This window comes from Halorussus litoreus (assembly GCF_003382685.1).
GTDB lineage: Archaea > Halobacteriota > Halobacteria > Halobacteriales > Haladaptataceae > Halorussus > Halorussus litoreus.
Genome location: NZ_QLVG01000032.1, coordinates 1 through 24,538, shown reverse-complemented (window position 1 = coordinate 24,538; position 24,538 = coordinate 1). Strand labels below are relative to the sequence as shown.

The following is a 24,538-nucleotide window of genomic DNA, read 5'->3' as shown; positions in this document are numbered from 1 at the left end:
TAGACGGCCTCTACGGCTCTGACGACGGCACTCTCGTCCGCGCGGCCTCATTCGATATGACGTTCCGCGAGATGGTGGACGGCGCACTCAAAACCTACCCCCGCGAACAACAAGTCCGCCATAACCGCTCGGTCACGTTAGAGGACCTCGTCACTGAAGTGCCCGTCACGTACCTCCGGTTCTACGACGAGTACGACCACGATCAGGGCCACCCGAAACCCTGGGGTGCCGTCTTCCGCGCGCACGTCCTCCGATGCGTCAAAGGCTGGAAGAACGCGACCGCGCTCCATCGCTACCTGAAACAGCAGCCGTTTCTCTGCACGCAGTTGGGCTTCAAAGACATTCCCGACCAGTCCACACTCTACCGCGCGTGGGACGACCGTCTCGAAGATGTCCACGACGCAGTACGAGACGCCGCCGAGGTCGTCGTGGACATCGCCCGCTACCACGACATCCCCGCGCCCGAACCCGAGTTCCTCCCCGATCAGCCAACCGATACGGTGACGAACTCAAAGAGCAAGGACACGCTCGCCCGTGAGAAAGCCCGTGAGGTCTGGAAGGGCGCGAAGCCCATCGTCGAGGACGCCTTCCATCTGGACCGCAGCGACAACGCCTCGATTCCCGAGGGCGCGTTCTGGGAGCAACAGTCCTACCTCGGAATGCGAACGGATATGCACCCGAACGACGGCGCACAGTCCTTCGCTGCGGACTCCACCCGCAGAAAGACGCCATCAGGCGACTCCCACCGGTTGCAGACGAAGACGCTCGGCGTTGAGCGCATCCGGACGATGCTCCGGGAGACTGGCCGGACGCTTGTGGCGCGAGCGAAATCGAAGGACAAGATGGGGCGCAAGCAGATGACGGCCATCGACTTCACGAAGGGCAACCCGTGGAGCGGCCACGTGGAACGCGATAGTAGTGGACAGAATCAGGAGCCGTGGATTCTCGGCTACAAGGGCGATGACGGGCCGTTCTTCCAGTGGGCAGTCATCAAACTCGTCGGCCACGACGTCCCGCTGATCCTTGATGCCGTCCCGGTTGTTCGTGGTCGAAAGCGAGCGGATATCGTAAACGATCTCCTCGAAGGCGCAACCGACATCGTCCCTGGACTCGATTTGGTGATGATGGACCGCGAGTTCGCCCCGGACGGCGTCAAAGACGTCTGCGAGACGCACGACGTCCACTACCTCAACCCCGGTGTCGTCCGGTCCAGCAGCGACCACGAACACCAGATCGCTAAGCTTGCCAGTGAAGACAAAGACTTCGATGTCATCAAGCAGGAGCGATTGGACGACGGTCCGACGCGGAAGGCGGTTTACCTCCCGAAGCGCGAGTGGGAACGCGAGGACGAAGACAACGACGGGACGGATGTGACGATCCGACAGGAACTCATCGAGGACTTCAAGGACGTCGGCAACACGACGCCGCTCTCGGAGGACCGCGACGGCGACTCGCCGCTGAGCAACCTTCTCAATGAGGTCGCCGAAGAGGAGGAGATCGACGAGCCAGCGCGGGTCGAAGCGCCGACCCTGCCCTTTGAGACGAATCTCCCGTGGGTGGATGTCGATCCCGCCGACCAGCAGGAGATGAAACACCAGATTGGGCGACTGATGGCCCGATACAAGCGGCGTTGGGGTATCGAGAACGGCTTCAAGAAACTGAAGACGTTCCTCGCAGAGACGCAGTCGCCCGACCACCGGTTCCGGTACTTCAACTTCGCGTTCGCCTGCGTGCTGTACAACTGCTGGCGACTTGTGGACATCCTCGTGCAGTTGGAACTGTACGGCGAGATCGGCGATCAGCCGGCAGTGTCCTCGAACTCGTTCCTGACGTTCGCCAAGAAAAGCTACGGCCTCGACCCGCCCGACTAACTCTCTCATTCCTCTGGGCTTGCTCGGTCGTGAGCGGCAGCGCTGTCCTAAACGCCGATTTTCCACTGGATTTGTGAGCGCTATCCGACAGGTTCCTCAGAAGCGCGTTCCGAGATTTGCTCGGCTATTTCTTTCAAACATATATCAGTGAAGCCTATGCATCATGGACCTATCTTCGCAACATCAGGCACGAGCAGAAGATGAGACCGGCCTTCTCAATGCATACGGTTCTCGGACTGGTTTGTGGCTATGGACAAGGTGATCCTTCGACATTTTCGTCGATTTTACTTCTAATCACAGAAAGCCGGGAAGCTACCCATTCCAAGGCGACCAGTACATCGCGCTGACGTTGACATTAAAGTCGTAAACGTGCTAATACTGGTCTAACCGCCAAAATGCTCTCTACTCACTCCACGTGAGCTGGCCAACGGTTGGAAACTCAACCTTCGCTGTTTGGGGTGGGTTGTAGTATCGGGACTTGATATCGTAGTATCCGAATTCCGGAGGGATACGAGCGCACGCCTTTGCCAGATTTTCGTCCGCTGTGTGAGTGATCACACGGATTCGAGCATTCGCATCGAACAATCGAACTGCCAACGCGACCACCGCCGCGTCCTGCCAGTTGTTCGTCTCTGGATACTTGCTCTGCTGGTTGAGAAACTCATCTGCAACGAACCGTGCTTTCTCAACCGGTCCAGCACTACTCTCGAATCCCGCTGTACGATCACCTGGTAGCGGTGTGGCTACCCGAAGCCACCCTTCTTCGATAGCCGTATCGAGGTATGGATTCGTCGGTGAGTCGGCACTCCCGGTATCCGCCAGCTCGTGGTAGACCGCTGCTGGCACCCAAACTTCAGTTCCAGCTTCCTCTACGGCACTCTTGAGCGATTGTAGGTGTGGACTGGGGTGCTTCCCCAAGTTCCGAAACATCACCGTGTCCGCAATGTTCGCAGTATACATCCTCGCTCGGTTCACTTATCGGCGTATTCCTCGAGGAGATCGCCCCCCTCCGCATCGAACTCATCCGGTGTGTACGTCGTCGGGGTCGAATCGTCATCACCGAGGTCGAGAACCGAATAGAGCGCTTCGACGAGATCATACGTAGTTCCAGGAGAGAGATCTGTGAGGCTCGCGATTTGCCGGATTGTGACCTCGCCCTCACTGTGTGCGTTCACGAGATCGTATGCGAGCGCGAACGTGACGATGCCGTAGTCTTCGAGGACTCGTTCGATCGCTGGGTACTCGTTTTTCTGGGCGATTACCTCGATGATTTTGGGAGTGATCGAGACTTCCGTCTCACGGACCGTCAACGTTAGCTCGAACTCCTGAGCGGTGTATACGGCAGTCCCGGTCTCGTCGCCAACCTTGCTGATCAGGCCCGCCTGCTCCAGTTTATGCAAGTAGTCGTACACCGTCTTTTTGGAGACGGTCGTTGTTTCGACGAGTTCGGGACCTGTTGCAGTCTCTGCCTGTCTAATCGATGTATAGAGGTCCGCGAGGGACGGGTTCTCAAGTAATTCTGCGAACGTCGGAATTCCAGTGATGGTTCCTGGAGTGTCCCCCGCGTTTCGCACGTGTTCTGTATCGTAACTCATCTTGTGTAGAGTTACGAAACTGGAAACCATAAATGTTTGCCACGGAACCGGGTCACTGTAGTGTTTACAAACGGGCCCGACCGCAGAGGATAGCTTTGTTACGTGCCTTAATTACACACTACTCTCGCCCACAACGCCCATTAAGTAGAGACGCGAACTTATCACTGGTATCTCTGTCAATTTACGTCGTATAGCAGCGCAATGCTGAATACAGACACATAGCGACCCCTGAATATTATCATTTCAAGAATAGTTAGGATGGGGGAGAGTCGATACAACAGTATTGTTTTCCCATCTCTTGTACAAACCCGACTAATGACGGCGCAGGACTCCACGCAGACTGAAGACCGAAAAGACGACCACCTTCAAATCGTCCAAGAGCGGGACGTCGAAACGACAGGCACGGGCTTCGACGACGTCCACCTCGTCCACAACGCGCTTCCGGAACTCGATTACGACGCGATCGACCCCTCCATCGACTTCCTGGGTCACGACCTCTCTGCCCCAATCTTCATCGAGAGCATGACTGGCGGGCACCACAACACGACGGAGATCAATCGGGCGCTGGCCCGGGCCGCCAGCGAAACCGGTATCGCCATGGGTCTCGGTAGCCAGCGAGCAGGCCTCGAACTCGACGACGAACGCGTCCTCGAATCGTACACCGTCGTCCGCGATGCCGCACCCGATGCGTTCATCTACGGGAACCTCGGCGCTGCACAGCTCCGAGAGTACGACATCGAAATGGTCGAGCAGGCAGTCGAGATGATCGACGCCGACGCGCTCGCGGTCCACCTGAACTTCCTCCAGGAAGCCACCCAACCAGAAGGCGACGTCGATGGCCGGAACTGTGTAGCTGCGATCGAACGAGTGTCCGAGGCACTCTCGGTGCCGATTATCGTCAAGGAAACGGGCAACGGCATCTCCGGGGAGACTGCCCGAGAGCTAACTGCGGCAGGCGTTGACGCTCTCGACGTCGCTGGCAAAGGCGGAACGACGTGGTCCGGGATCGAAGCCTATCGCGCAGCAGCCGCGAACGCGCCGCGACAGAAACAAATCGGCACCCTGTTCCGAGAATGGGGCATTCCAACCGCTGCAAGCACGATCGAGTGTGTTGCCGAACACGACTGCGTCATTGCGAGTGGTGGTGTCCGAACGGGATTGGACGTGGCAAAAGCGATTGCCCTGGGTGCCCGCGCCGGCGGGTTGGCGAAACCATTCCTGAAACCAGCTACAGACGGGCCAGACGCTGTCATCGAACGCGTCGGGGACCTGATCGCCGAGCTGCGAACAGCGATGTTCGTCACCGGCTCGGGGTCGATCGACGAGCTCCAGCAGGTGGAGTACGTGTTGCACGGAAAGACGCGCGAGTACGTGGAACAACGAACCAGTAGCGAGTAGTCCCGGATTCCCCAGTCTCAGCAGGACGGATAGAACAACAGCGGGAAAGAGAGAGCCGACTCCGATATCTGTCCAACCTGTACTTACCGAACTACGCACCACAACGAGGCGGGTTCTCACCAGCGAATTCGTCGTGAAATAACCGTTCAGTAGGTGTGCGAATGTACCGGGTATACGGAAGCAAGAACACCAGAATTTGGTTGTCAGGAACGAAGGTAGTCCCCGAGGAAATTTGAGAGATTGTACACAGTGTAAAGACCGTACCCGATTACGAGGACGGCGACAACAAGGAGAAGTGCCCAGCTCAGGTCCATGTGTCACAGAAGAATTTCTTGTAGAATAAGATTTGTCCCCTGTGACACAACGAATTTTCACTAACCGATATACTGTTCCTCTGTACTTACCGAAGCAACTCACCACATCGAGAGGGGTTCTTACTAACTGATCTGATGTGAAACAGCCGCTCAGTATGTGTGCGAACTGAATAGCGGGTCACTCCGAGTCGTCTTCGTACACGTTGCCAGTTGGGTCCCAAAGAAGGTCAATAAGGCTCCCGACACCGAGAAAAATGAAGAAAATGGGAAGGTCTGTTGGTACCTCTATCGCATACGCAATAGCACCGACGACACCGAGCGGCAATGCAGCGAGTCGGTCGAACCGAGGAATACGCCGTTGGACTGCAGGCAGTGTGTTACCAAGTGTATACATCGTCATCACACCCAAGAGTAGTACCGTAACAAGGTCTTGGCCGTCTATGATAGCCCATCCAGTAATTGCAAAACAGATGATGGTAAAAAGACCGAAGAGTATCGACTGATCATCGTGTGAATTCGATTTGAGAGTAGAGGGCATACGTGTGTATTCGTTTTACCAAATAATAGTTTTTCTCTATATTGGACGATACAGCTTTCACCTGTACTGACCGATACCTGAGTCCCTTGTACTGAGCGATAGATGGAAGTTTGACCTACTGTCCCCGTTAAGAACCATGTGGATCTAATGAAATGAGCGATAGCTAGTGAACTCGTCCTCGTGCGGTCGACAAAGTCGTCGGTTTCTTGGCCGAACAGGTTCGGTGTGGACGCCGCAGGTGGAGTCGGCTCGCAGACCGGAATTGCGAGCGGGTATCCGAGTCGTTTACCGCCCCAAGGGTCGAATGTCGTAGATATGAAGAAGAAGCATAAGGAACTCGCTAATCGCTTCTCGCAGATGGCCACAGACTACGACGACAAGCAACATAACGACGAGTACAACGCATGCGCCTCGCTCGTTATCGACCACGCCGACCCACGTCCCGACGACGTGGTACTTGACCTCGGAACAGGCACGGGCCTGATTGCACTCGCGCTCGCCGAGAACGCTGAGCACGTCGTCGGACGCGACATCAGCGAGGGGATGTTAGAGAAGGCCCGCGCGAAGGCCGACGACGGCAGCATCGATAACGTGGAGTTCGGCGACGGCGAGTTCCGCGATCCGCAGTACGACGGCGAGGTAGACATCGTCGTCTCGAACTTCGCCATGCACCACCTTCCCGACGAGGAGAAACGCGAGGCCATCGAGGTCATTGCCAGTCTCAGCCCACGCCGGTTCGTCCTCGGCGACGCGATGTTCTTCGGCTCGCCCAACCCCGAGGAGCCGTTATTCGGTCACGGGGTTGACGCAACGACCGTCGGCATGCTCGTGGACGAGCTCACCGACGCCGGATTCGTGGTGACGGCGGTCGAACGCGTTCACGACCAGGTGGGCGTACTTGTTGCCGAGCGACTGGAAATTCCGCAGAAGTAGCAGATCCTGGAATGTCCACAACCGAGGAGAGAGATCGGCATCCCTCCGTCCCCCTCCCTAAAAGGGAAATAGAATGCTATTCAAGCTATTTTGAAATCGCATTCTTTCGTTCTTGCTCAAACCGTTCAGCAACCTCGTCAACCAAGTCTTCCTCTACAACCGTGCGCAGCAACGCGTCAGTCATCTCACGGACAACGATATTCTGATAGCCGCGGGTACTGAGCTCGCGCTCTAATTCGTAGTTCAACCAGGAATCGAAGTTCTCGATAGTCTCTTCGCGTGCGTAAAACGGCCGTTGATTGGCTGCCTCGTATGAAAAGGCAGTGTCTGTCATCGGGTCCAGTTCCTCAACGTCCCCCTCATCCGGTTCGTCGACGTGTTCGGTTGTCGTGTCTGAGGCGGGTGGCTCGCGCGATTCCTGTTCACTCTTCGTCTCGTCTTGCTCGTCAGCATCGTCATCCAGCGTCTGACTAAGATCTGCGAACGGGTCACCGTCGTCAGCCATGCCGGACCACCTCACCGGCCTCGACGATGTGCGCGAGTTCGTCGAAATTCTTCAGTTGATCACAGTTGGCGTCGTAGTCCAGCAGCGGTTTGCGTTCACCGTACGCTTTCGTGATACTCGTTCGGTCTCGGATACCTGGTGTCGGACTAATGTCGCCGCTGCCCACAGCCTCCCAATCCGTGATTCGAGCGAAGTTCGGAATACGGTCCTGCAAGCTGTTGTGGGAGTTCAGCCGTTCGAGGAGCTGGCGATCTTGCGTTTGCTGGTCGATACGCCCATCCAGCATATTCGGGACGAGTGCGAGGACGTCGACGTCCATGTGCTTTCGCAGCGGAGCAATCTGGCGCTCGATAGTGCGTTCCAGTCCGGACATCGCCTCGTTGCCGGGCGCTAGTGGAAGAACAAGATTAGACGTCGCGACGAGAGCGTTGTCGGTCAGTCGCGAGCGATATGCGGGCGAGTCCGTGACGATGAAGTCGTATTCGTCGCCCAGCAGCGGCTCAACGACTTCGCGCTTCAACAGAGCAGACGGCTGGAAGACGTCACCGACGACGATTTCTCGCTCGACTTGCTCGAGATCCTCGCTCGAGGGAAGGATATCGAATTCATATTCGGTATCGTAGACGACTGAGGTTGGATCTGCCTCATCGAAGAATACCTCACCGATGCCCTCGTCTGTATTGTGATAGTGGTCATCGAACCCGAGACCGACTGAAGCGTGTCCATTCGGATCGAGGTCAATGAGGAGGACATCATGGTCGTGGGTGGCGAGTTGACGCGCGAGATTCACTGCGATGGTTGACTTGCCAACGCCACCCTTCAGCATGCAGACTGAGACAGCCCGAGAATTCCCCGCTGTATCCACGGATTCGTACGGGCTATTTGGGCTATTCGTGCTATCTATGCTATTCCCGCTATTCGTTCCCGCCATGCTATTCTGGAATAGTGCTCTATCCCCTCTTATAACTAAGGGCAGTGAATAGCCCAAATCGCCAAGATGGCCTGAATAGATTGAATAGTAAGAATAGCATGAATAGTATGAGTAGCAAAGGTAGCCTGAATTGTTAGAATAGCATAAGTAGTATCGATAGAAAATCTCTATGAATAGGATGCTATCTTGGAATAGTATCCGATTTCAGAATACCCCTAATAGTGCAGGGCTAGTACGTGCCGCAGGCGAGAGGATTCGTACCTACTCCGTCCCTTTGTCAATGACGGCCTCGTCCAGTCTCTTCCAAACAGTATCGAACAGCGGTGGATCACCGGTCAGGTCTGGAAGTGAGGTTTCCCACTGGCGCTGAATGTCCTCGCGCTGGTCACCCGGCAGACCTGTGGTGAGATCGACGTCAAGGTCGTCGTGGTCGCACTTTGCTTCGAAGGCAGGCAGGACAACGTCGAACTCAATCTCAACAGATTCGGTCTCTAAGAGCTGATAAAGATCGTAGTAGTCTCTAGCAGCACCCCGTTGGAAGATCGCCCGAAGTTTCTCCGCGAAGATCTCTTCGACACTATACGCCTGCAGTTCGAACTCCGGGATATCCTCGTAGGAGTGCGTATGGTGAACCGAGTCGAATGCGACGTACTCGTCGACCATCACGTCAAGACTGGTCGTATTCGGATGGTCAAGCACCGCCCGATACTGGATGCTCATGTCGACGTAGTGTGTCGGATAGTGTTGCTGGCGGGACTCGTGGTGCTCGCTGATGGTGAACTCAATCCCGGAGCGCTCGGTAACTGTGTCAAGGACATCACGGAGGTCGTCTTCTGATCCGTTGTACTGACCTTCGACGCCGAAATCGAGATCCTCTGAAAATCGCCACGACTGGGGGAAGTACAGTTTGCTCAGCGCCGTTCCGCCTTTGAACATGAGGTTCTCGCCAAAGTCACTCGTGAAGATACCCCAGAGAATCCAGGAGTTGACGTAGTTCTTCTCAGCATAGCCCTGGCGGACACCTAGCTCACGGGCAAGGACACGGAGTCGGTTTTGACTGATCATTAGAATCAGGACTCCGTCGGACCGAGCGTGCCCGGGTCGACGTTAATTCGGAGGCCATACTCACTGTCGTATGATCCCTGCTCGCTCTGCGTTGGGTCGAGCAGCGAGTACCCGCTCGTGAACGACTCGACGAGCGTCTCACGCGTTGGGAGGTCGATACTCAGCTGGTCGGCCAAGTAGACGATTCGCTTGGTCGCCGCGCCGTTGTCAAGCCGCTGGAGGTACTCGCCGACCGTCGCCCACGAACAGTCTTGGTCGTCCGCCGCGACCATCGCCGTTGCGAGTTCGCGGATGCCACCGCAGTACTCGGGATGGTCGGCACAGTCGACGAGCGTCTTCTCCAAGTCGGCGACGTTCACGACAGTTCCCTCGATGGACGTCGGCTCGTAGCCGAAGAACTTCCGCTCGGTGACCGTCGCGACGCGATAGGGGACGCCGTGAATCTCGCGACTCTGGGCTCGCGTCGGGGTGATGACGTACACGGTTCGGGGAACCTGTTCGGTCAGCCCGTGATGGCTGAGGGCGCTGTAGTAGCCGATGTACATCGGCTCAGCGACGTGCGAGGCGATGAGATACTCGTGGGTCGTGTACACGGCCTCCTCGCCAGCAGCGAGTGGGATGATGAGATATCGGCCGGGGAGCAGCCGATCCAGCCACCCTTTCTCGGTGAGGCGGGAGGCGATCTCGCGGGCGGTATTCGGCGCGACCTCGAGGGTCGCCTCAACGTCGTCGATCGAGATGATTTGGTGGCCCTCAGCAGCGAGATGCGAGAGGAGTCGGCTCTCACGGGTCGAAAGTCCCTGCCGTATAGTTTGGGTCTCTTGTGTGGAACTCATACCTGCGTTTCGTGCATAGAATATGAAGCCCGGCAGGCATCAACGTTGCGCCTCCTCCACTCTGCCGGACAGACACCGGATTATGAACCTAGTTAGAGTGATTGAGGGCCGGTATCGACAACGCTGGCAAATGCGACGTTCTCTTGGACCTGATCGATTTCGATGGTCGGTTCGTCACCGGGCTGCGCACCTGGAATGATAACGACATAGCCGCGTTCGACCTTCGCGATTCCATCGCCTTGATCGCCGACTGTCTCGATCGTCACGTCACGGACTTCCCCTTCAGTGACCGGTGGGGTAGGTGGTCCAGAATTCCGTTCGGACGGAGCGGGCTGCTCCTGTGCTGTGTGTTCGTCAGCTGTCTTCGTCGAGGATTGTCGTTGCGTGAGTACGCCAATCCGATATGTTTCACCAGGAGAGATAGCGCCGTGTTCAACCTCGGTTTGCGGAACTTCGAGCGTATATGTCTCGCCTTGTTTTTCTACAGTTGCGCTAAACAGACTCTGGAGCGACTCCGGAACCTCAACCATACGCCGACCTACAGCCCCGAGTAGTTAATCGGTTATCTTCCGCGAAGATAGGTATCTATTCAGGAAGGCTCGTGTTTCCTGGAATTTCCGGAAAGCTATGAGGTGCAATTCCAGCAGAATCGCCTGCCAGCGTTACAGTATCCGGGTAGAGCCCAATTACAAGTGCTTCCTTTCCGGAAACGACCCGGTCACTCTTATATGACCTGCCGCAGAATCACTTTTGTACCGAATTTCATGATACGCGATGCTCGCGTTCTCCGCGCCGGGTTCGTCCCTCGAGAAGTCGAGCATCGTGACGCCGAAGTCAATCACCTTTCCAGCGTCCTTGAGCCCATCACAAACGGTGAGCCCGCCGACACCGCCATCGTCACTGGACCGAGCGGCACGGGGAAGACCTGCATCTCGCAGTTCGTCACCGAGCGCCTTCGCGAAGAGGTCCTCGACGTCGAAGCTACCTATGTCAACTGCTGGCGCAACTATACTCGCTATCGGACACTCTACCAGATTCTCGACGATTTCGGCGAAACCATCGATATCCACCGCCAGTCGACACCCCACGACGAACTCATCGATCGGCTCCAACAGTACGACGGGCCACGGACAGTCATCATCCTCGACGAGGTCGACCAGCTCGAAGATCCGGGCGTTATCTACGACCTGCATAGCCTGCCGCAGTTCGCTGTGATCTGTATCGCCAACAAGGAAGAAGACCTCTTCAGCCGCGTCGACGACCGCCTCGTGAGTCGACTTCGATCCAGCGAACACGTCCGCATGGACAAGTATCACGACGAGCAACTCCACGACATCCTCGCTGCTCGTGTGAAAGGAGGGCTCGACCAGGACGTCATTACGACTAACCAACTCGACCGTATTGCCGACGCCGCTGCTGGTGATGCTCGTCTCGCGATTGGCATCCTTCGGACCGCCGCGAGCAAAGCCGACCGCGAGAGCAGAGAGCGAATCACCGATGATATCCTCCTCAACGCTGCGGAAGACGCTCGCGCACAAATCAAGCAGAAGAATCTCGACTCACTCACGCCGCACCAGCGGATTGTCTACGACGTCGTCCAGGAACACGGGCCCCTTGGGCCGAGCGAGATTCACGACCACTACAAGCGGAAAGTCGATGATCCCCGGACGAAACGTACGATTCGCACGTATCTGTCGAAGATGACGCAATATAACGTCCTCACTGCCGAGGGCACGAGTCGTGACCGGGAATACGCGCTCGCCAATGCAGCCGTACCCTCCCCTGGGTGAATACTACTTTGCTGAGAGAGACATCTTCAGTGCGTCCAGTCTTCACCCAGATGTGAAGTCACCCAATCCGGATTGTTCGTGTCCCAGCGGTTCGATTACTGATGGACCGTCGTTGTCGGGGCTGTTGACGTGCGTCGAAATCTCGTACGCCTTGAGGTCGCCGTCTGGGTAGGGCTGGCACATATCTGCGCGTTCATCCGAGCCAGCAGTGAGCCACGTCTCCTCGGCGCCGTCGGGGAGGACTACCGGCATCCGGTCGTGAATCGGTTGCATCAGATCGTTCGGTTCGGTCGTCAGGATGGTCACGCACGGGATGGCTGATTCCTCTCCTTCCCAGACCTCCCAGAGGCCAGCCATCGCGAACGCCGGGGCGTCCTCGCGGTAGATTCGATACGGTTGTTTGGGCCCGCTGTCCCGCGTCTGCCACTCGTAGAACCCCGACGAGAGAACGAGACAGGGGCGCGAATCCCAGGCATCGCGGAAGGCTCGTTTCTCGGCTGCCGTTTCAGAGCGAGCGTTGATAATTCCCTCGCCGGGGTCGTCCGCCCACGACGGGAGGAGGCCCCAATGATACTGGTCGATCTCGTCGGCGGCCCGGTTGGTGATGACGTCCAGCTGCTCTCCAGGGGCGATATTGTATCTCGGGACGTATCCGCCATCCGTGACGACCTCCGCTTCAAGGTGCTTCTCGAGGTCCTCCTGGGTGGCGAACAGCGCGTTTCGCCCACACATATCTCCCTTCTCGAGGAGAGTGAGCATCAAAGTATGGTAGCTGTGCGGCGTAGAATGAGAGCAGGAAAGCCGTCAACAGTGTTAACCAACAGTTAGGAGTTACCCTACGGAGTGTTGGTTAATACAGGTGGCTGCCGTGTACCTAAATCCAGTTCCTGAACCGCTTCTAGACGGTACGTTCCGAGAGTCAGAATCTGAATATTGGAGAGCGTTTCTTCGGCCCCTAACCGAAGGTGGTTTAGTACTCTTCGCTAATGCAGCTGTTTATCCATTCGATAGCGACCTGGCCATCCATTTCGGTGAATCGATCGATTTCTCGATGATGAGCGATGGCGTTGCGGAATTCTGCGAAGTCCTCAAACCGGGTTTGAACCGCTGATTTCGATGGTAGATAATCCCCAAAAACGTCCCAGCGAGCGTTGATAATCTTTGCGTAGTCCATCACGTTACAGAAGTCAAGTTTGTCTCGATCAGAGTCGACAGTGAACTCGGGATTACTGTCTTGCTCCTCGCTAATACGCCGCTGAACGTTCGAGTTCACATCGTTCGGGACTTCACCCCAGAACGTGCCTCCATCGCTTGCTAGAGTGAGTTCTGTATCAATGAAGTCCCGAACCAAAACCTCCGTCTCTTTGACGGCGCTCTGAGGGTCATTTCGGAGATCAGACTCGAGAGCAGAATACTCCCCGATTAGTTCCATGAATTCGGAGTATACGAGTTCCGCCCGCTGTTCCTGGAACGTATCATAATCGTTGTCCCAGATACCCGAGTCCTCGTCATGGGGGATAAGGTGCGAATCCATGATTCGCTCAAACTCATTTACATCATTTGCGAGTCTTCCAAAGTACTCTTTTGCGGAGGTGTCCGAGAGACGGCGGTTAAGCTCGGCAGGAATGAAGGTAATGTCCATAATGCTCTTCCGCTCCTTTTTCGAGTAGTCTAACCCCCGAAGATAGGCGTTCGGAAAGATGTGATGCTTGTTGAGACGGAAGTCAGCGTACTCGTTTTCCGTTAGGTCGATTTCTGAGCCGTCCTCGAAGTGAAGAGGTCGGTTCCGTGCAAGGAGACAGAGGAATGCATTCCTGAGGCCTGAAGTGGACCGCTTGATATTGGTCGTTTTGAGGCGTTCTGTGCTAATCTGCGGCGTGAAGTTGATTTCAACATCTTCTCCTGCGATGATCCTGTCGATCAGTTTGCTATCTTCAGTCATTCTGGTCTGTGCAGAACTGCTGTACCGACCCGAGAGAGCGACCCGCCAGAACCAGCGGTCTATCTGTTCCTGGTGGTCTGGGTCGACATTCCTGCGATCTGTCTCATACATATAATATGCGAGCACAGGAATCATTCCTTCGTACGGAATGAACTCGGACCGTTTCACTCCGTGTTGTTTTCTGAGATAGCCAATCGCGGAGATCATAGCCTCCTTGGTATCCTCCCAGTTCTCTCTGACATCATCGGGATCGAGATTCTTCTGAGCGTCCGTGCTGCACGTTCCATCAATGTTGAGAGCCAGGGTCTGGGTCACGGTACCTCTGTCAATCTCCCCGAACCCGATCTGGTCTAAGTGCTCGAAAATATCCTCGTCGATGCGGCTACGAAGATTGAAATCCCTTGACCAGATGTTGGCGTTAACTATATCGAAGCGGCTGAGTCGCGTCCCTTTCTGATTGATCCGCTCGAAGATGTTTATGACGCTCTCAACTTCGTTCGTCTTGACGATGATAAGCGGGAGTTCGTATTTCGTCAGCGCATCGTTGCAATCAGTGAACGCCTCATATCGATCGCCCTCTAACTCGTCGCGAACCTCCCGTTTGTCGTCCCAGATGTCACAGACTCGTACAAGGTGGTCGGCTTTGCCTTCTGCAACTTTGAACGTCTCTTCGTCAAGGTCAAAGACGATGCGGCTGTAGTCCGTGTCCGCATATTTCATTCCGTTGAGCGTAACGTAGAGCGAGGTTAGCCGTTGTTGGCCGTCAAGCACGAAACTGATTTCGGGGAATTCGGACCGCTGGATTTCTTCAAGTGAGGGCTGCTGGAGTTCGTCGACATCTCGGAAGAAGTCCCACATATCGTGCGGGACTCGCCAGAAGAAGAAACTCCCAATGGGGTAACTCTTGTAGATACTGTCGAAGAGATCGACGACGTCGGTTCGGTCCCAAACGAATTCTCGCTGGAACTCTGGAATGCGGTATTTTCCTTTCCCGACCTGAGTAATTACGTCGTCAAGACGTCGGTCATCGACGTCCAAGCTCACATTCCGCATAGAGAATCACATTCGCAGTCGAGTTATAAATCTGTGTGGTTGACCCTTTTCCGCCCCGTCAGCCAGCGTATTCTTGAAACAACCCGGAAACGTGGGTTCAGAGAACTATAACCCGAATACTGCACGCCGTTTAGACTACCAGCTCTATCGTTCTATGAAACGTGGAAACGACACGCCACGCCTTATCGGACACTTCTCCGTCTAGTGAGGTATGTCCGAGGGATCTCCATCGAGGTCGCGATCAACGAAGAGCGAGCTGGCGGTGAACCAGCCGACGCGTGGCGCAGACCGCAATCAGCAGTCACTCACCGGGACGGCCGACCAGCCGCCTGACGAGTTCTTGTTTCCCTCACTCGATAACGGCATCACGCTCCTCGATATCGAGGGGGGGCGTGGCGTCCCCATTCTCCAGTCGCTTGTGCTCGACCACCTCCTGCTGAGCGACGGACCGGCCTTCTGGATCGACGCCCACGGCCACGCGACAACCACCTCACTCGCCCGCCTCACGCCCAGCCAGCGCTTACTCGACCGGATTCACGTCGCCCGCGGCTTCACCGCCTACCAGCACTACGGCGCGCTCTGTGACCTGCCCGACGCCGTCAACCAGCACGTCCAGCAAGCCACGGCCGCGGACGCTGTAGCAACGCACCGAGAACGGCAGAGCCACGAGCAGGAGACCTCGCCACACACGCCGTCGCTCATCGTTGTCCCGGCGCTCGATGCCCAGTACTGGGACGACGATACCCTGGGGGAAGAACACGCGCAGACGCTCCAGGCGCGAGCTCTCGCTCGTCTCAGTACCTATGCACGGGGCTACGATGTCCCCGTCCTCGTCACGCGCACGACTGCCAACGAGTTCACGGCGCCGATCGAAACGACCGCCGATCATCATCTGGAGTGTGAACAGACGCGGATGGGGCCACGTTTCGTTGGCGACGAGTTCGAGACGCTCGTCTATCCCGTCGACGGCGGCGCGTACTACCAGACCACATTCGCGTACTGGCGGAAGATGCTCACTGCCCGTGCCGACCAGGTGGGCCTCCAGCCGGCGTCACCCCCTACCCCAGGAGATTCCGGCGGAACTACCGATATCGGGACCGGCGTCATGGCCGACGGCACGAGTACGACACTCACCACGAACCCACTACTTGACGCGTGGGCCAACACAGGAGGTCGGTGACGGTGGGGCGGACGAATCCGACGTTCCGGGATGCGCTTCGCGCTATCGAAGAGCGGTGGGGAGAGTATCGCCGTGCGCTCCGGCGCCGCGACCAACCTCGGTTCGACCAGCTGTTCACGTACGCCCGCGAGCACGCCGACGCGAGCGGATTGTTGAACCACCAGAACCCCATGCTTCCGTCGCTTCTCAGCGTCGATCTCGAACAGGAGTCACGCCTCGACGCACATGACGAGCGCCTCGACGATATCGAGGATGCAATCGAGGCGCTACGAAAGCAGCACGACGAAATGGACGACAAGCCACAGCCAGCTGACGACTGATACCGATGCCGTTCAAAATCGACTTCCTCGACGACCGCGTCCTCGAATGGGAAGCGACGACCGACGGCGCCGTGGCCACTGAGCGCCGGGACTACACACCGCGGTTCCATGTCGCCGCTCGCTCGCCAGAGACTGACGTCGATCTCTCTGGACTTCAGGCGTTCTACGAGCGCCATCCGGACGTCGTCGCGACCGAGTACGTCGACCGACACCCTGGATTTCGTCGTGACCTGGAGCGGGTCCTTGCCGTCGACGTTTCACACATCGACCGGGTGACGGCGCTCGCCCGCCAGACGCGCCAACTCTCCGAATACCCCATCGGCGATATCGCCTGTTTCAACGTAGACTTCTCGCGGGAGTTCCGCTACTGTCTGGAGAACAACGTCAATCCGACGCCGGCGAACGAGCTGTCGACGCTCCACCTCAGTATCCCGGTGACCGAGACGAACAGTAAAACCTACACCGAACTCGGCGTCGACGGCGAGACCGTCACGGGCCCGCCGGAGGAACTCCTCGCTGCTGTGCAGGACGCGCTCGACGTACGCGACCCGGATGTCCTTGTGTGCTCGACGAGCGAGATCATCCCGACGCTCTACGCGATGGCTCGCGACGCCGGCGTCGACGGCTTCACGCTGAGTCGGTGGCCCAACGTCGACTACCAGCAGCTCGCCGGTCGGTCGACGTATTCGAGTTACGGCCGGGTGGGACACTCCCCTGCCCGCTACAACGTGCCGGGACGGGCTATCATCGATGAGTCGAACGCGTTCTTCTTCGGTGAGACGAACCTCGACGGCATCCTCGACCTCGTCACTCGGTCGAAAAAGCCAATCCAGGAACTCGCGTGGGCGTCGATTGGGAACGTCCTCACTGCCATCCAGATCTGTGAAGCACACAAGCGCGGTGTGCTGACGCCATGGAACTCCTGGCGACACGAGTTCTACAAGCCGATGACCACGCTTCACGACGCTGACCGCGGTGGCTTCATCTTCGCGCCCGAAGTCGGCCTCCACGAGGACGTCCACGAACTCGACTTTTCGAGTCTCTATCCGAATATCATCTGCACGCGGAACGTCTCGCCCGATGTCATCCGGTGTGACTGCCACAGCGACCGCGACGATGTGCCCGGCCTCGGCTACGCGATCTGTGACGACCGCGGCTACCTCGTCGACGTCCTCCAGCCAATCATCGATGCGCGCGACGAGATCAAGACCGCAATCCGTCGCGAAGAACAGCGGGAGAACCCCGACCAAGACTGTCTCGACGAACTCGAGGGGCGGTCGGCCGCGCTAAAGTGGATTCTCGTCGCGTGCTTTGGGTATCAGGGATTCAGTAACGCGAAATTCGGCCGAATCGAGTGCCACGAAGCAATTAACGCGTTCGCTCGGGAGATCCTGCTCATCGCGAAACAGCGGTTGGAAGCGGGCGGATGGCGCGTCGTTCACGGGATCGTCGACTCGATCTGGGTGACGCCCGACCCGGACGTCAGCGACGACGAACGAGGATCACTGGAGACGTTGGCCGCCGAGATTACGGACACCGTCGATATCCGTCTCGAATATGAAGCCGAGTACGAGTGGGTAGCGTTCGTGCCACAGCGCGAGAGCGACGCCGGCGCGCTGACGAAATATTTCGGGAAGGTTGCGGGCAAGGACGAGTTCAAGATACGCGGCATCGAAGCCCGGCAACGATCGACGCCCGGATTCATCGAAGACGTCCAGCGCGACTGTCTCGAGATTCTCGGTCAAACGCAATCTCCGGATGTGGTAATTAATCGCTTGGAACGGGCGATTTCGGAGCTTCACGCTGGCGATGTCGATTCCGACCGACTCGTCGAACGGAACCGTGTTTCCAAGCCTGTCGAGGCGTACACGCAGTACACCCAGAACGTGGCGGCACTCGAGCGTGCTCGGGACCAGGATCTCGCTGTCCATCCCGGTCAAGATGTCGAGTACGTGGTCGTCGACGACGAGAAGGCATCACGAGAACGTGTCGCCCTTGCTCACGAAGAGACGGACCAGTATGATCCATCGTACTATGAGACGCAGCTGGTCCGAGCTGTCGAGAGTATTATCTCACCCTTGGGATGGGATCGGTCGGATATCCGACGAAGGTTAGCAAAGACACGAACGACTAAGATCACCTCGTTCTGACCCTGCGGTTGCAACAAGATACAGCTGGAACCACACACCCCCCTCGTTCGGAATGAGATTATACCCTCCATACCACCTGATTAGAAGCTGAGTTTCCACCCGATGAGAAGGTTGCAGTAATGGATTCGTTGGGTATACGCCCTCGACGTATGGTCTACTGCTTCGATTCAAAGGATAGAATAGCTGTACTTCCAGTGTTAGGCGTATTCACGAATACTTCTAACTAGTGCCGTATTCTACTTAGTGGGCTCTTAGCGTAACTAGGTAATAAAGCTAGGGTAGTAACTAGACAAGTGATCCTTCGAAGTCTACGCTATCTTGCGGTTTGGAGAGAATGGCTCGTCCTAGTTAAGAACCGCCTAGTTGATTGATGGAAGATCGCGCCCATACGGTCAGTCTTACGGGATCTCATTCCGAATCAGGGGGGTGTGTCCCTCCAACTCCAATCTCCATCCATCCTGTTTAAGCTGGCATCAATATCGTCCATTAGTTCGGGGAACAGCTCACTCCGAATCAGGGGGGGTCTCTTTAGCATTCCCGATTCTTGGCTGATGGACCAACTCGTACTACCTCATTCCGAACGAGGGGGGTTGATCTGAACCCGCTGATCATTTGAGCTGCTGGCAATCCTCTCGTTCTAGGAAATAGCTCACTCCGAATTAGGAGGGTGAGGTCATCAGGAGACGCAGATTTGAACGACACCTCACTCTGAATCGGGTATCATCGGGTATGGCGGTGCCACCTATCGATCTTCCGCTGTTTAGCACCGATATCCAACGAATCTCATTCCGAACCAGGGGGGTAACGACTAAGTAGGTTCCTTCCCAGGATGAATCTATGACAGACAACGAGGAACCAGATGGTGGAGGTGACTCGTCTATCGCGGACCAACAGCTGGATGATTTCGATACAAACAGGGAGGGCAGTTCTGCTTCTGAAATCTCGTCGACCTCGGAGGAAATCCAACGACAAGACTCGAACGATCCGGCAAATGACCCGTTGTTCGTTCGGGAGGGCGATGAAGACGGTTCTTCAACTCATATCTGGGCAGATCGGGATTTACTCTCAATTGGAACAGTTCCTGGCCCTGATCGCATCGTCGGTCGTGACACGGAAATCCAATCGGTTGCTGGAGAAATCCGACATCTCATTCACGAATCACAACCAAACCACGTCGTCATTTATGGGGAAACCGGAACTGGAAAATCACTTGTCAGCCGACACGTGTCCGACCGTCTCGTTGATACTGCCACGGCACGTAACGTTCCCGCTGCTAGCGTCTACGTTGAGTGCAAGAAGAATAATACCGAAACACGAGTAGCCCGAACAATCGCTCGTGCGCTAAGCGACAAATCTGATTCTGATATAGATATCCCTCGTATCGGTTTAGGTTCCGCCGAGTACTACGATTACGCCTACGACATCATCGACGAGTACTACGATGGGCTCATTGTCATCCTTGACGAAATCGACATGGTTGATAACGCTGAGGGCCTCCTCCATGAACTCTCGCGGGCTCGAGAAGCTGGTCACACCGACGCCTATATCGGAATCATTGCTATCAGCAACGACATCGATTTTGGACAAAAACTCAACGCACGCGTTCAGAGTTCGATGCGGACAACGGACTTCGTCTTTGAACCATACCAAAGCGATCAGATCGAACAGATCCTGGAGTATCGACGAGACGCGTTCCATGATGGTGTCGTTCAAGACGGCGTCATAACCGAGACTGCCGACCGGTCGGCGGATGAACACGGTGATGCGAGAAAGGCAGTCGATGTTTTGCGGATTGCTGGTGATATCGCTGACGACGCCGATGCAGAGGTCGTTAGTCCAGAACATGTCGACAAAGCAGTCAAGCGAGCAGAGGTCAATCGAGTCAAGGAGACGATCGAGAGCACCTCACCCCAGTCTAAACTCGTTCTCTACACTCTCGGTCGCTTGACTGGCTCGAATAATCGCCGCTTCCGCACCTCTGGTATCTACAGTCAATACGAGACGACCTGTGGCGACGTCGGTGCTGATCCTCTCTCATATGATCGAGTGAGCCAAATTCTCAGCACGCTCGCGCTAATGGGGATTTCTGAGTCACATCAGGTCGGTGGCGGACACAAACAGGGTGTCTACCTGGAACACCAGCTTATCAAGGACAAAGATGTAGTGATGAAGGCAGTTGTAGAGAGTGATGAACGGCTTTCAGAACTTCACAACGGCACCTACGAGATTTGATTAAGCATCATGAGGGTTCATTCTACCTAGAACCCTTCTGCTGAAGCTCATTCCGAATCAGGGGTGTCAAATCTTCTGAGAAGTGAACAAGCTCACTTCGAATTAGGGGGGTTGTTCTCGAGAGAACCAAGTTAGCTAATCGTCTGGACTGACCGGTCCTTTGTACTGCGAGCGCACCTTCTCGCCTTCCCGCCACTGCCAGTAGTAGTAGCGGTTGTCGTTGATCTCCTTGATCGTGATTGTAGCCTTCGAGGGGACGTCGTCCGGAAGATCCTCCGGTCGCTCCTCGATCTGTTCTTCCTCGTCCTGTTCGGCTAGTCGGGCTTCGCGTTCGCGATGTTCGGCGAGCCCCTCGGCGTACTGGGCGATATGCTGGAGCACCTCCGGTGATTGCTCATTGAGCATCTCCACGACGTCGTCGGGGATTTCTTGCGGTGGGGTTGGTGACGAGAAAGACATGGATTACGGCGTGTTAACCAACACTGGCACTGGAATCTTAGTGCTGTTGGTTAACCTGGGTATTTATCGAATCGAGAGCTCTTCGAGAACCGCTACTGTTGCTTCGAGTTCCCTCCGCCGGGCTTCTCGTTCGTCGATTTCCTGCTCTAGTTCGAGAATCCGCTCCGAAAGCTGCTCCGTCACGTCTCCAGTCGCCGGAAGCCGTCCATCAGGACGTGGGGCGGTTCCGCTCCGAATCTCGATGTCGACCCGCCGTAGATGCTTACAGCCACCGCTCGGCCGGCGCTTCGTGAAGTCTGGACACGTACACGTCTTGCTCGCGACGTCGACCTCGTAGGTGTTCCCCGACGCCGACTGCACCTCGTACACACCACCTTTCCTGAGCAATGAGACGTCCATCTCCTCAGTTCGAGCGCGCTCGGTACGGGGTTGGCTGTCTTCCTGGTGGTCTTCATCGCTAATCGACGGCTGCTGCAAATCTCCTCCGGGAGTCGTGGTCGTGGAGGTGGCAGCAACAACGCCGCCATCGGCGGCTAATCCATCTCGTTCGTGTTCGTCTCGATCCATCTCTTCAGTCTCGCTTGTCTCATTTCGTCCGGACATGGATTGGTCTGGGTCTGTCCGGCGTGACGAACTCGGTCACGCCGCCACTCTTCGTCGGCGGAAAAACAACTCCTGAAACGCGCCAGCGCGGATACCTCCGCTACTTCGTCTGCCGGAGAGACACAGACTCGTTACCCATCGACGGTTTCGATGAGTTCCTTCGCAGTCGATCCGATTCGACCAAGCCGTTCTTGAACTGCGTCTGCGTCGTCGTCCTGCCACGCGGCCAGGTAGAACGCGGACCCGCTCGTATCCAGTTCGAAATACCGCCCGACGATGTAGGCGACTGCCTCGGCCTCAACCTCGCGTTTCGCCCGCTCGGTCTCGTCGGTGACGTCTGCGTGGAGGAGCGCGTGAGCGTACTCGTGGATGAGTGTCACGGCGAGATCAGCCTGATTCGTACGGGCTTTCGCCTCGACGACTGGTTGGAGATCACGCTTACTCCGGTATTTGCAGACGCCCTTGGCGTCGCTATGCTCCCAGTCGACAGCGTCGACGATGCGGACCGTCACGTCGATCTCAGCGGCTGCATCCTCGAGTGCGGGTACTAGGTCGTCGGCGTCGCCAGTCGCCTCAGTCTCCAGCTCAGGAAGCGGCTCACCCTCGGTCTGAGACACGTCGAAGACAGCAGTTGGCTTGAAGCCGACAAGCCCTTTCGACCACTCGTCAGGCGATGTCTCGTCGTACTCACAGTCGCTTTGTTCATGGTAGCTAGGCGAGTTCTCGCACTCGGGACACTGCTTGGTGATGATCGGGGCCCAAATCCAGATGGCCTGTTCGCCCTCCTGGACGTGCCGGTCGAACTCATTCCGCCAGGTGTTGTAGCCGGCGACCTTCGTCGCCTCGGGACACTGGAGATTGATGAGGAGCGTGTTTCGATGGGAATAGTCGTGGAAGCGACTCTGGACGTCGAGCCACTCCTGGAACTCCTCGCTCGCCTGCGCATCGTCAACGTGGTCGACGAGCTCGTCGATCCACGCTTCGATGGTACTGTGCATCTCGTCATGTCGAGTGTCGGTCTCCTCGAATGAGACCGACGGGTCACTGGTCGTAGCCATAGTGTTCACCGAATCGAATTCACGGCGATTGCGTCAGTTCAGGACGCGCCGCACCCCTTGGGGCGCATAAAAAACTCGCGGCGGCGGTCACCGCAAGGCTGCTTTCTCGTCAGCGAAGCCGACCGCCACGAGGTACTCGAGGAACTCATCGAACTGTTCCACGTCGCTGGGGGTGTCGGCCGCGAGGTGTCGTACCCACTCGATGGCCCACTGGAACGCGGGATCGGCTCCGCCCTTTCCGTGGATGTACCACCAGCGGGCGGCCTTCAACACGACTAGCGGATTCGTCGGTGGCTGCTCGCCGGCTAGCTCACGAGTAACCGATCGGATTTCCTCGGGCACCTCGCCGGAATCGACCTCGCCGGATTGGGTGTTCGCGACATCGACTGGAATCTCATCAATCGAGACGTCGTTCGTACTCTGTTGTTGACTCACAGGAGTTCACCTCAGTGTGAAGGCCTTTTTCGAGCCCTCGCCCACTCCGGGGGCACGAAAAACCGCTTGTGGCGTCATGCGGGCGGGAGGTACACGCTCTGCTCGCCGGCGAGCTCCTCGAGATTGTTCCGATGACGATGTGCGAAGTAGCAATCATAGCTGCAGTAGCCACAGATCTCGCCCGTGTCGTACTCAGCGATGTAGGGGCTGCGCCGGGTCATCCAGACGTTCGCCTCACATTCAGTACATGCAGCACCATCGAGATGGGTCGGTGACGGGCCATGATACTCGAGTTCAAGTCCATCCTCTTGGGGCGTCGACTCGGGCCAGACGCCGTGTGCCTGCCAGAACTCGCGAATCTGGGCAAGGCCATGGCGAACGGTCTTCCGAACTGTCATGTGCTCGGCGTCGCGACCGCTGTCGTCCCAGCCGTCCGACGTCCAGAACTCGCCGAACTGCGCCCCACGATGCAGCCCGTTCCAGTCGAGGCCGACGATGTCGGCAGGTGGGTCACCCGTCAGCGTCGGTCGGGTGAGCTGCTCGATCACATCGAGTTGCTTGGGTGGACTGCCACCGAGAATATGGACGCGCCGCCCGCGCCAATCAGCAGGATCAGAGAACTCGTGAGCGAGTCGATCAGCGTATCCCCGGGAGTACCCGACGACGAGGTCATCGGGGACAGCGTGGATCGCTGCCTGGCACTTCGGGACGATCACGGGGTCTGCGTCCGGGTAACTTCCCTGGATCTCGCAGGCAGCAGCAACGTATTCGTCGACCTCGTCGACGTCGTAGGCGTCGCCAATCACACCGACCTCCGGTTCGTATTCGAAGAAGCGCTCGATATACCGATCGAGGTCGGGATTTCGAAAATCGTTGTCGAGCATCCCGACCGGTAGGTCCAGGTCTGTGTACTGCTGTTGTTGGTAGGTACAGTCCTCGCGAAAGCCCGTGAGAAAGCCGAGCCGGAATGCGTCAAGCGCAAATGGAACCCGGTGGAGGAACGCCAGGTGGTCAGCCTGCCGAGCGGCTGTAATTTCAGTCGCGATGCTGCTGGTCGGACGTGCTGAGAGCGCCATCTCGAATCACCCAGAAGATGCAGGGTTGATCGCCCCGCGCTCGCTCTCGGGGCGAGAAAAAACCACGAGCAGACGCCAATCTTAACCAACAATAAGAGCTAGCCGCTTCTGATGTTGGTTAACTCATCGGTGGTATCGAGCCTCGAGTGGGTCGATCTCTCCGGCGTGGACGAGACTCGTCTCTGAGTCCGCCTCTTCGTGAAGAAGATCGACGAGTGCGAACTGCGCGCAGGCAGTGAACGAACACGCCTCGT

General features: G+C 56.9%; 23 protein-coding genes. 8 read left to right on the top strand and 15 right to left on the bottom strand.

What is annotated here, in order from left to right:
- The first annotated feature begins 56 nt into the window (after window positions 1-56).
- On the top strand, window positions 57-1,871 hold the full coding sequence (locus tag DPQ64_RS11600) for an ISNCY-like element ISH7A family transposase (RefSeq protein ID WP_115864496.1): 1,815 nt from the start codon (window positions 57-59) through the stop codon (window positions 1,869-1,871).
- 402 nt (window positions 1,872-2,273) lie between these two features.
- On the opposite strand, the gene DPQ64_RS11595 is transcribed toward DPQ64_RS11600, so the two are convergent.
- Both DPQ64_RS11595 and DPQ64_RS11590 read right to left on the bottom strand, forming a co-directional pair.
- Window positions 2,274-2,831, bottom strand: coding sequence for a hypothetical protein (locus tag DPQ64_RS11595; protein WP_010890435.1), 558 nt, complete (start codon window positions 2,829-2,831; stop codon window positions 2,274-2,276).
- Window positions 2,832-2,842: 11 nt separating this feature from the next.
- Window positions 2,843-3,496: a winged helix-turn-helix domain-containing protein gene (locus tag DPQ64_RS11590; protein ID WP_010890434.1), complete on the bottom strand. Its 654-nt coding sequence runs from the start codon at window positions 3,494-3,496 to the stop codon at window positions 2,843-2,845.
- A gap of 285 nt (window positions 3,497-3,781) precedes the next feature.
- Here DPQ64_RS11590 and fni point away from each other — a divergent pair, with 285 nt between their 5' ends.
- Window positions 3,782-4,864, top strand: a complete 1,083-nt coding sequence (gene fni / locus DPQ64_RS11585; protein WP_010904022.1) for a type 2 isopentenyl-diphosphate Delta-isomerase — start codon at window positions 3,782-3,784, stop codon at window positions 4,862-4,864.
- Between the two features lie 492 nt (window positions 4,865-5,356).
- Here fni and DPQ64_RS11580 read toward each other — a convergent pair whose 3' ends face one another.
- Window positions 5,357-5,716: a hypothetical protein gene (locus tag DPQ64_RS11580; protein ID WP_198662105.1), complete on the bottom strand. Its 360-nt coding sequence runs from the start codon at window positions 5,714-5,716 to the stop codon at window positions 5,357-5,359.
- Window positions 5,717-6,031: 315 nt separating this feature from the next.
- Here DPQ64_RS11580 and DPQ64_RS11575 point away from each other — a divergent pair, with 315 nt between their 5' ends.
- Window positions 6,032-6,649: a class I SAM-dependent methyltransferase gene (locus tag DPQ64_RS11575; protein ID WP_115864495.1), complete on the top strand. Its 618-nt coding sequence runs from the start codon at window positions 6,032-6,034 to the stop codon at window positions 6,647-6,649.
- A gap of 85 nt (window positions 6,650-6,734) precedes the next feature.
- Here the strand turns inward: DPQ64_RS11575 and DPQ64_RS11570 are convergent, their stop codons facing one another.
- The 5 genes from DPQ64_RS11570 to DPQ64_RS11550 all read right to left on the bottom strand — a co-directional run bounded on the left by DPQ64_RS11570 (window position 6,735) and on the right by DPQ64_RS11550 (window position 10,516).
- Window positions 6,735-7,154 (bottom strand): hypothetical protein, encoded by a 420-nt coding sequence (locus tag DPQ64_RS11570; RefSeq protein ID WP_115864536.1) that lies wholly within the window; start codon window positions 7,152-7,154, stop codon window positions 6,735-6,737.
- Window positions 7,147-8,085, bottom strand: a complete 939-nt coding sequence (locus DPQ64_RS11565) for a ParA family protein (protein WP_115864494.1) — start codon at window positions 8,083-8,085, stop codon at window positions 7,147-7,149. The genes DPQ64_RS11570 and DPQ64_RS11565 overlap by 8 nt, the downstream gene beginning before the upstream one ends.
- Before the next feature lie 261 nt (window positions 8,086-8,346).
- Window positions 8,347-9,150, bottom strand: coding sequence for a nucleotidyl transferase AbiEii/AbiGii toxin family protein (locus DPQ64_RS11560; RefSeq protein WP_010890439.1), 804 nt, complete (start codon window positions 9,148-9,150; stop codon window positions 8,347-8,349).
- Between the two features lie 5 nt (window positions 9,151-9,155).
- On the bottom strand, window positions 9,156-9,986 hold the full coding sequence (locus tag DPQ64_RS11555) for a type IV toxin-antitoxin system AbiEi family antitoxin domain-containing protein (protein WP_115864493.1): 831 nt from the start codon (window positions 9,984-9,986) through the stop codon (window positions 9,156-9,158).
- Window positions 9,987-10,078: 92 nt separating this feature from the next.
- Window positions 10,079-10,516, bottom strand: coding sequence for a TRAM domain-containing protein (locus DPQ64_RS11550; protein ID WP_115864492.1), 438 nt, complete (start codon window positions 10,514-10,516; stop codon window positions 10,079-10,081).
- Window positions 10,517-10,750: 234 nt separating this feature from the next.
- Here DPQ64_RS11550 and DPQ64_RS11545 point away from each other — a divergent pair, with 234 nt between their 5' ends.
- Window positions 10,751-11,776 (top strand): Cdc6/Cdc18 family protein, encoded by a 1,026-nt coding sequence (locus DPQ64_RS11545; protein ID WP_115864491.1) that lies wholly within the window; start codon window positions 10,751-10,753, stop codon window positions 11,774-11,776.
- A 42-nt stretch (window positions 11,777-11,818) separates the two neighbouring features.
- Here DPQ64_RS11545 and DPQ64_RS11540 read toward each other — a convergent pair whose 3' ends face one another.
- Window positions 11,819-12,508, bottom strand: coding sequence for an SOS response-associated peptidase (locus DPQ64_RS11540; RefSeq protein WP_115864535.1), 690 nt, complete (start codon window positions 12,506-12,508; stop codon window positions 11,819-11,821).
- A gap of 238 nt (window positions 12,509-12,746) precedes the next feature.
- Window positions 12,747-14,771: a GmrSD restriction endonuclease domain-containing protein gene (locus DPQ64_RS11535; RefSeq protein WP_115864490.1), complete on the bottom strand. Its 2,025-nt coding sequence runs from the start codon at window positions 14,769-14,771 to the stop codon at window positions 12,747-12,749.
- Window positions 14,772-14,982: 211 nt separating this feature from the next.
- On the opposite strand from DPQ64_RS11535, the gene DPQ64_RS11530 reads away from it, so the two are divergent.
- From DPQ64_RS11530 to DPQ64_RS11515, 4 genes are all read left to right on the top strand, one after another.
- Window positions 14,983-15,951 (top strand): hypothetical protein, encoded by a 969-nt coding sequence (locus DPQ64_RS11530; RefSeq protein ID WP_012289555.1) that lies wholly within the window; start codon window positions 14,983-14,985, stop codon window positions 15,949-15,951.
- A gap of 2 nt (window positions 15,952-15,953) precedes the next feature.
- Entirely contained in the window at window positions 15,954-16,271 is a 318-nt protein-coding gene (locus DPQ64_RS11525; RefSeq protein WP_049892647.1) for a hypothetical protein, read from the top strand.
- Between the two features lie 5 nt (window positions 16,272-16,276).
- Complete coding sequence (locus DPQ64_RS11520) at window positions 16,277-18,421, top strand: type B DNA-directed DNA polymerase (protein WP_012289557.1); 2,145 nt, start codon at window positions 16,277-16,279, stop codon at window positions 18,419-18,421.
- Window positions 18,422-19,258: 837 nt separating this feature from the next.
- The gene (locus DPQ64_RS11515) at window positions 19,259-20,653 is read left to right on the top strand and encodes a Cdc6/Cdc18 family protein (protein WP_012289558.1); all 1,395 of its coding nucleotides are present in this window, start codon (window positions 19,259-19,261) and stop codon (window positions 20,651-20,653) included.
- A gap of 135 nt (window positions 20,654-20,788) precedes the next feature.
- Here DPQ64_RS11515 and DPQ64_RS11510 read toward each other — a convergent pair whose 3' ends face one another.
- The 5 genes from DPQ64_RS11510 to DPQ64_RS11490 all read right to left on the bottom strand — a co-directional run bounded on the left by DPQ64_RS11510 (window position 20,789) and on the right by DPQ64_RS11490 (window position 24,284).
- The gene (locus DPQ64_RS11510; protein ID WP_012289559.1) at window positions 20,789-21,112 is read right to left on the bottom strand and encodes a hypothetical protein; all 324 of its coding nucleotides are present in this window, start codon (window positions 21,110-21,112) and stop codon (window positions 20,789-20,791) included.
- 63 nt (window positions 21,113-21,175) lie between these two features.
- The gene (locus DPQ64_RS11505) at window positions 21,176-21,715 is read right to left on the bottom strand and encodes a hypothetical protein (protein WP_049892637.1); all 540 of its coding nucleotides are present in this window, start codon (window positions 21,713-21,715) and stop codon (window positions 21,176-21,178) included.
- A 131-nt stretch (window positions 21,716-21,846) separates the two neighbouring features.
- Window positions 21,847-22,773 carry an ArdC-like ssDNA-binding domain-containing protein gene (locus tag DPQ64_RS11500; protein ID WP_049892639.1) on the bottom strand — a complete coding sequence of 309 codons (927 nt, stop codon included), beginning with the start codon at window positions 22,771-22,773 and terminating at the stop codon, window positions 21,847-21,849.
- Window positions 22,774-22,860: 87 nt separating this feature from the next.
- Window positions 22,861-23,208, bottom strand: coding sequence for a hypothetical protein (locus DPQ64_RS11495; protein WP_012289562.1), 348 nt, complete (start codon window positions 23,206-23,208; stop codon window positions 22,861-22,863).
- Between the two features lie 74 nt (window positions 23,209-23,282).
- Window positions 23,283-24,284, bottom strand: coding sequence for a DUF6610 family protein (locus DPQ64_RS11490; protein WP_012289563.1), 1,002 nt, complete (start codon window positions 24,282-24,284; stop codon window positions 23,283-23,285).
- Window positions 24,285-24,538: the final 254 nt, after the last annotated feature.

Excerpts from the sequence above, each read along its gene's own strand:
- DPQ64_RS11500 (WP_049892639.1), bottom strand. The coding sequence starts at position 22,773 with ATGGCTACGACCAGTGACCCGTCGGTCTCATTCGAGGAGACCGACACT.
- DPQ64_RS11550 (WP_115864492.1), bottom strand. The coding sequence starts at position 10,516 with ATGGTTGAGGTTCCGGAGTCGCTCCAGAGTCTGTTTAGCGCAACTGTA.
- DPQ64_RS11540 (WP_115864535.1), bottom strand. The coding sequence starts at position 12,508 with ATGTGTGGGCGAAACGCGCTGTTCGCCACCCAGGAGGACCTCGAGAAG.
- DPQ64_RS11600 (WP_115864496.1), top strand. The coding sequence starts at position 57 with ATGACGTTCCGCGAGATGGTGGACGGCGCACTCAAAACCTACCCCCGC.
- DPQ64_RS11570 (WP_115864536.1), bottom strand. The coding sequence starts at position 7,154 with ATGGCTGACGACGGTGACCCGTTCGCAGATCTTAGTCAGACGCTGGAT.
- DPQ64_RS11565 (WP_115864494.1), bottom strand. The coding sequence starts at position 8,085 with ATGGCGGGAACGAATAGCGGGAATAGCATAGATAGCACGAATAGCCCA.
- DPQ64_RS11490 (WP_012289563.1), bottom strand. The coding sequence starts at position 24,284 with ATGGCGCTCTCAGCACGTCCGACCAGCAGCATCGCGACTGAAATTACA.
- DPQ64_RS11590 (WP_010890434.1), bottom strand. The coding sequence starts at position 3,496 with ATGGTTTCCAGTTTCGTAACTCTACACAAGATGAGTTACGATACAGAA.
- DPQ64_RS11575 (WP_115864495.1), top strand. The coding sequence starts at position 6,032 with ATGAAGAAGAAGCATAAGGAACTCGCTAATCGCTTCTCGCAGATGGCC.
- DPQ64_RS11530 (WP_012289555.1), top strand. The coding sequence starts at position 14,983 with ATGTCCGAGGGATCTCCATCGAGGTCGCGATCAACGAAGAGCGAGCTG.
- DPQ64_RS11520 (WP_012289557.1), top strand. The coding sequence starts at position 16,277 with ATGCCGTTCAAAATCGACTTCCTCGACGACCGCGTCCTCGAATGGGAA.
- DPQ64_RS11560 (WP_010890439.1), bottom strand. The coding sequence starts at position 9,150 with ATGATCAGTCAAAACCGACTCCGTGTCCTTGCCCGTGAGCTAGGTGTC.
- DPQ64_RS11510 (WP_012289559.1), bottom strand. The coding sequence starts at position 21,112 with ATGTCTTTCTCGTCACCAACCCCACCGCAAGAAATCCCCGACGACGTC.
- DPQ64_RS11505 (WP_049892637.1), bottom strand. The coding sequence starts at position 21,715 with ATGTCCGGACGAAATGAGACAAGCGAGACTGAAGAGATGGATCGAGAC.
- fni (WP_010904022.1), top strand. The coding sequence starts at position 3,782 with ATGACGGCGCAGGACTCCACGCAGACTGAAGACCGAAAAGACGACCAC.
- DPQ64_RS11595 (WP_010890435.1), bottom strand. The coding sequence starts at position 2,831 with ATGTATACTGCGAACATTGCGGACACGGTGATGTTTCGGAACTTGGGG.
- DPQ64_RS11555 (WP_115864493.1), bottom strand. The coding sequence starts at position 9,986 with ATGAGTTCCACACAAGAGACCCAAACTATACGGCAGGGACTTTCGACC.
- DPQ64_RS11580 (WP_198662105.1), bottom strand. The coding sequence starts at position 5,716 with ATGCCCTCTACTCTCAAATCGAATTCACACGATGATCAGTCGATACTC.
- DPQ64_RS11545 (WP_115864491.1), top strand. The coding sequence starts at position 10,751 with ATGATACGCGATGCTCGCGTTCTCCGCGCCGGGTTCGTCCCTCGAGAA.
- DPQ64_RS11535 (WP_115864490.1), bottom strand. The coding sequence starts at position 14,771 with ATGCGGAATGTGAGCTTGGACGTCGATGACCGACGTCTTGACGACGTA.
- DPQ64_RS11515 (WP_012289558.1), top strand. The coding sequence starts at position 19,259 with ATGACAGACAACGAGGAACCAGATGGTGGAGGTGACTCGTCTATCGCG.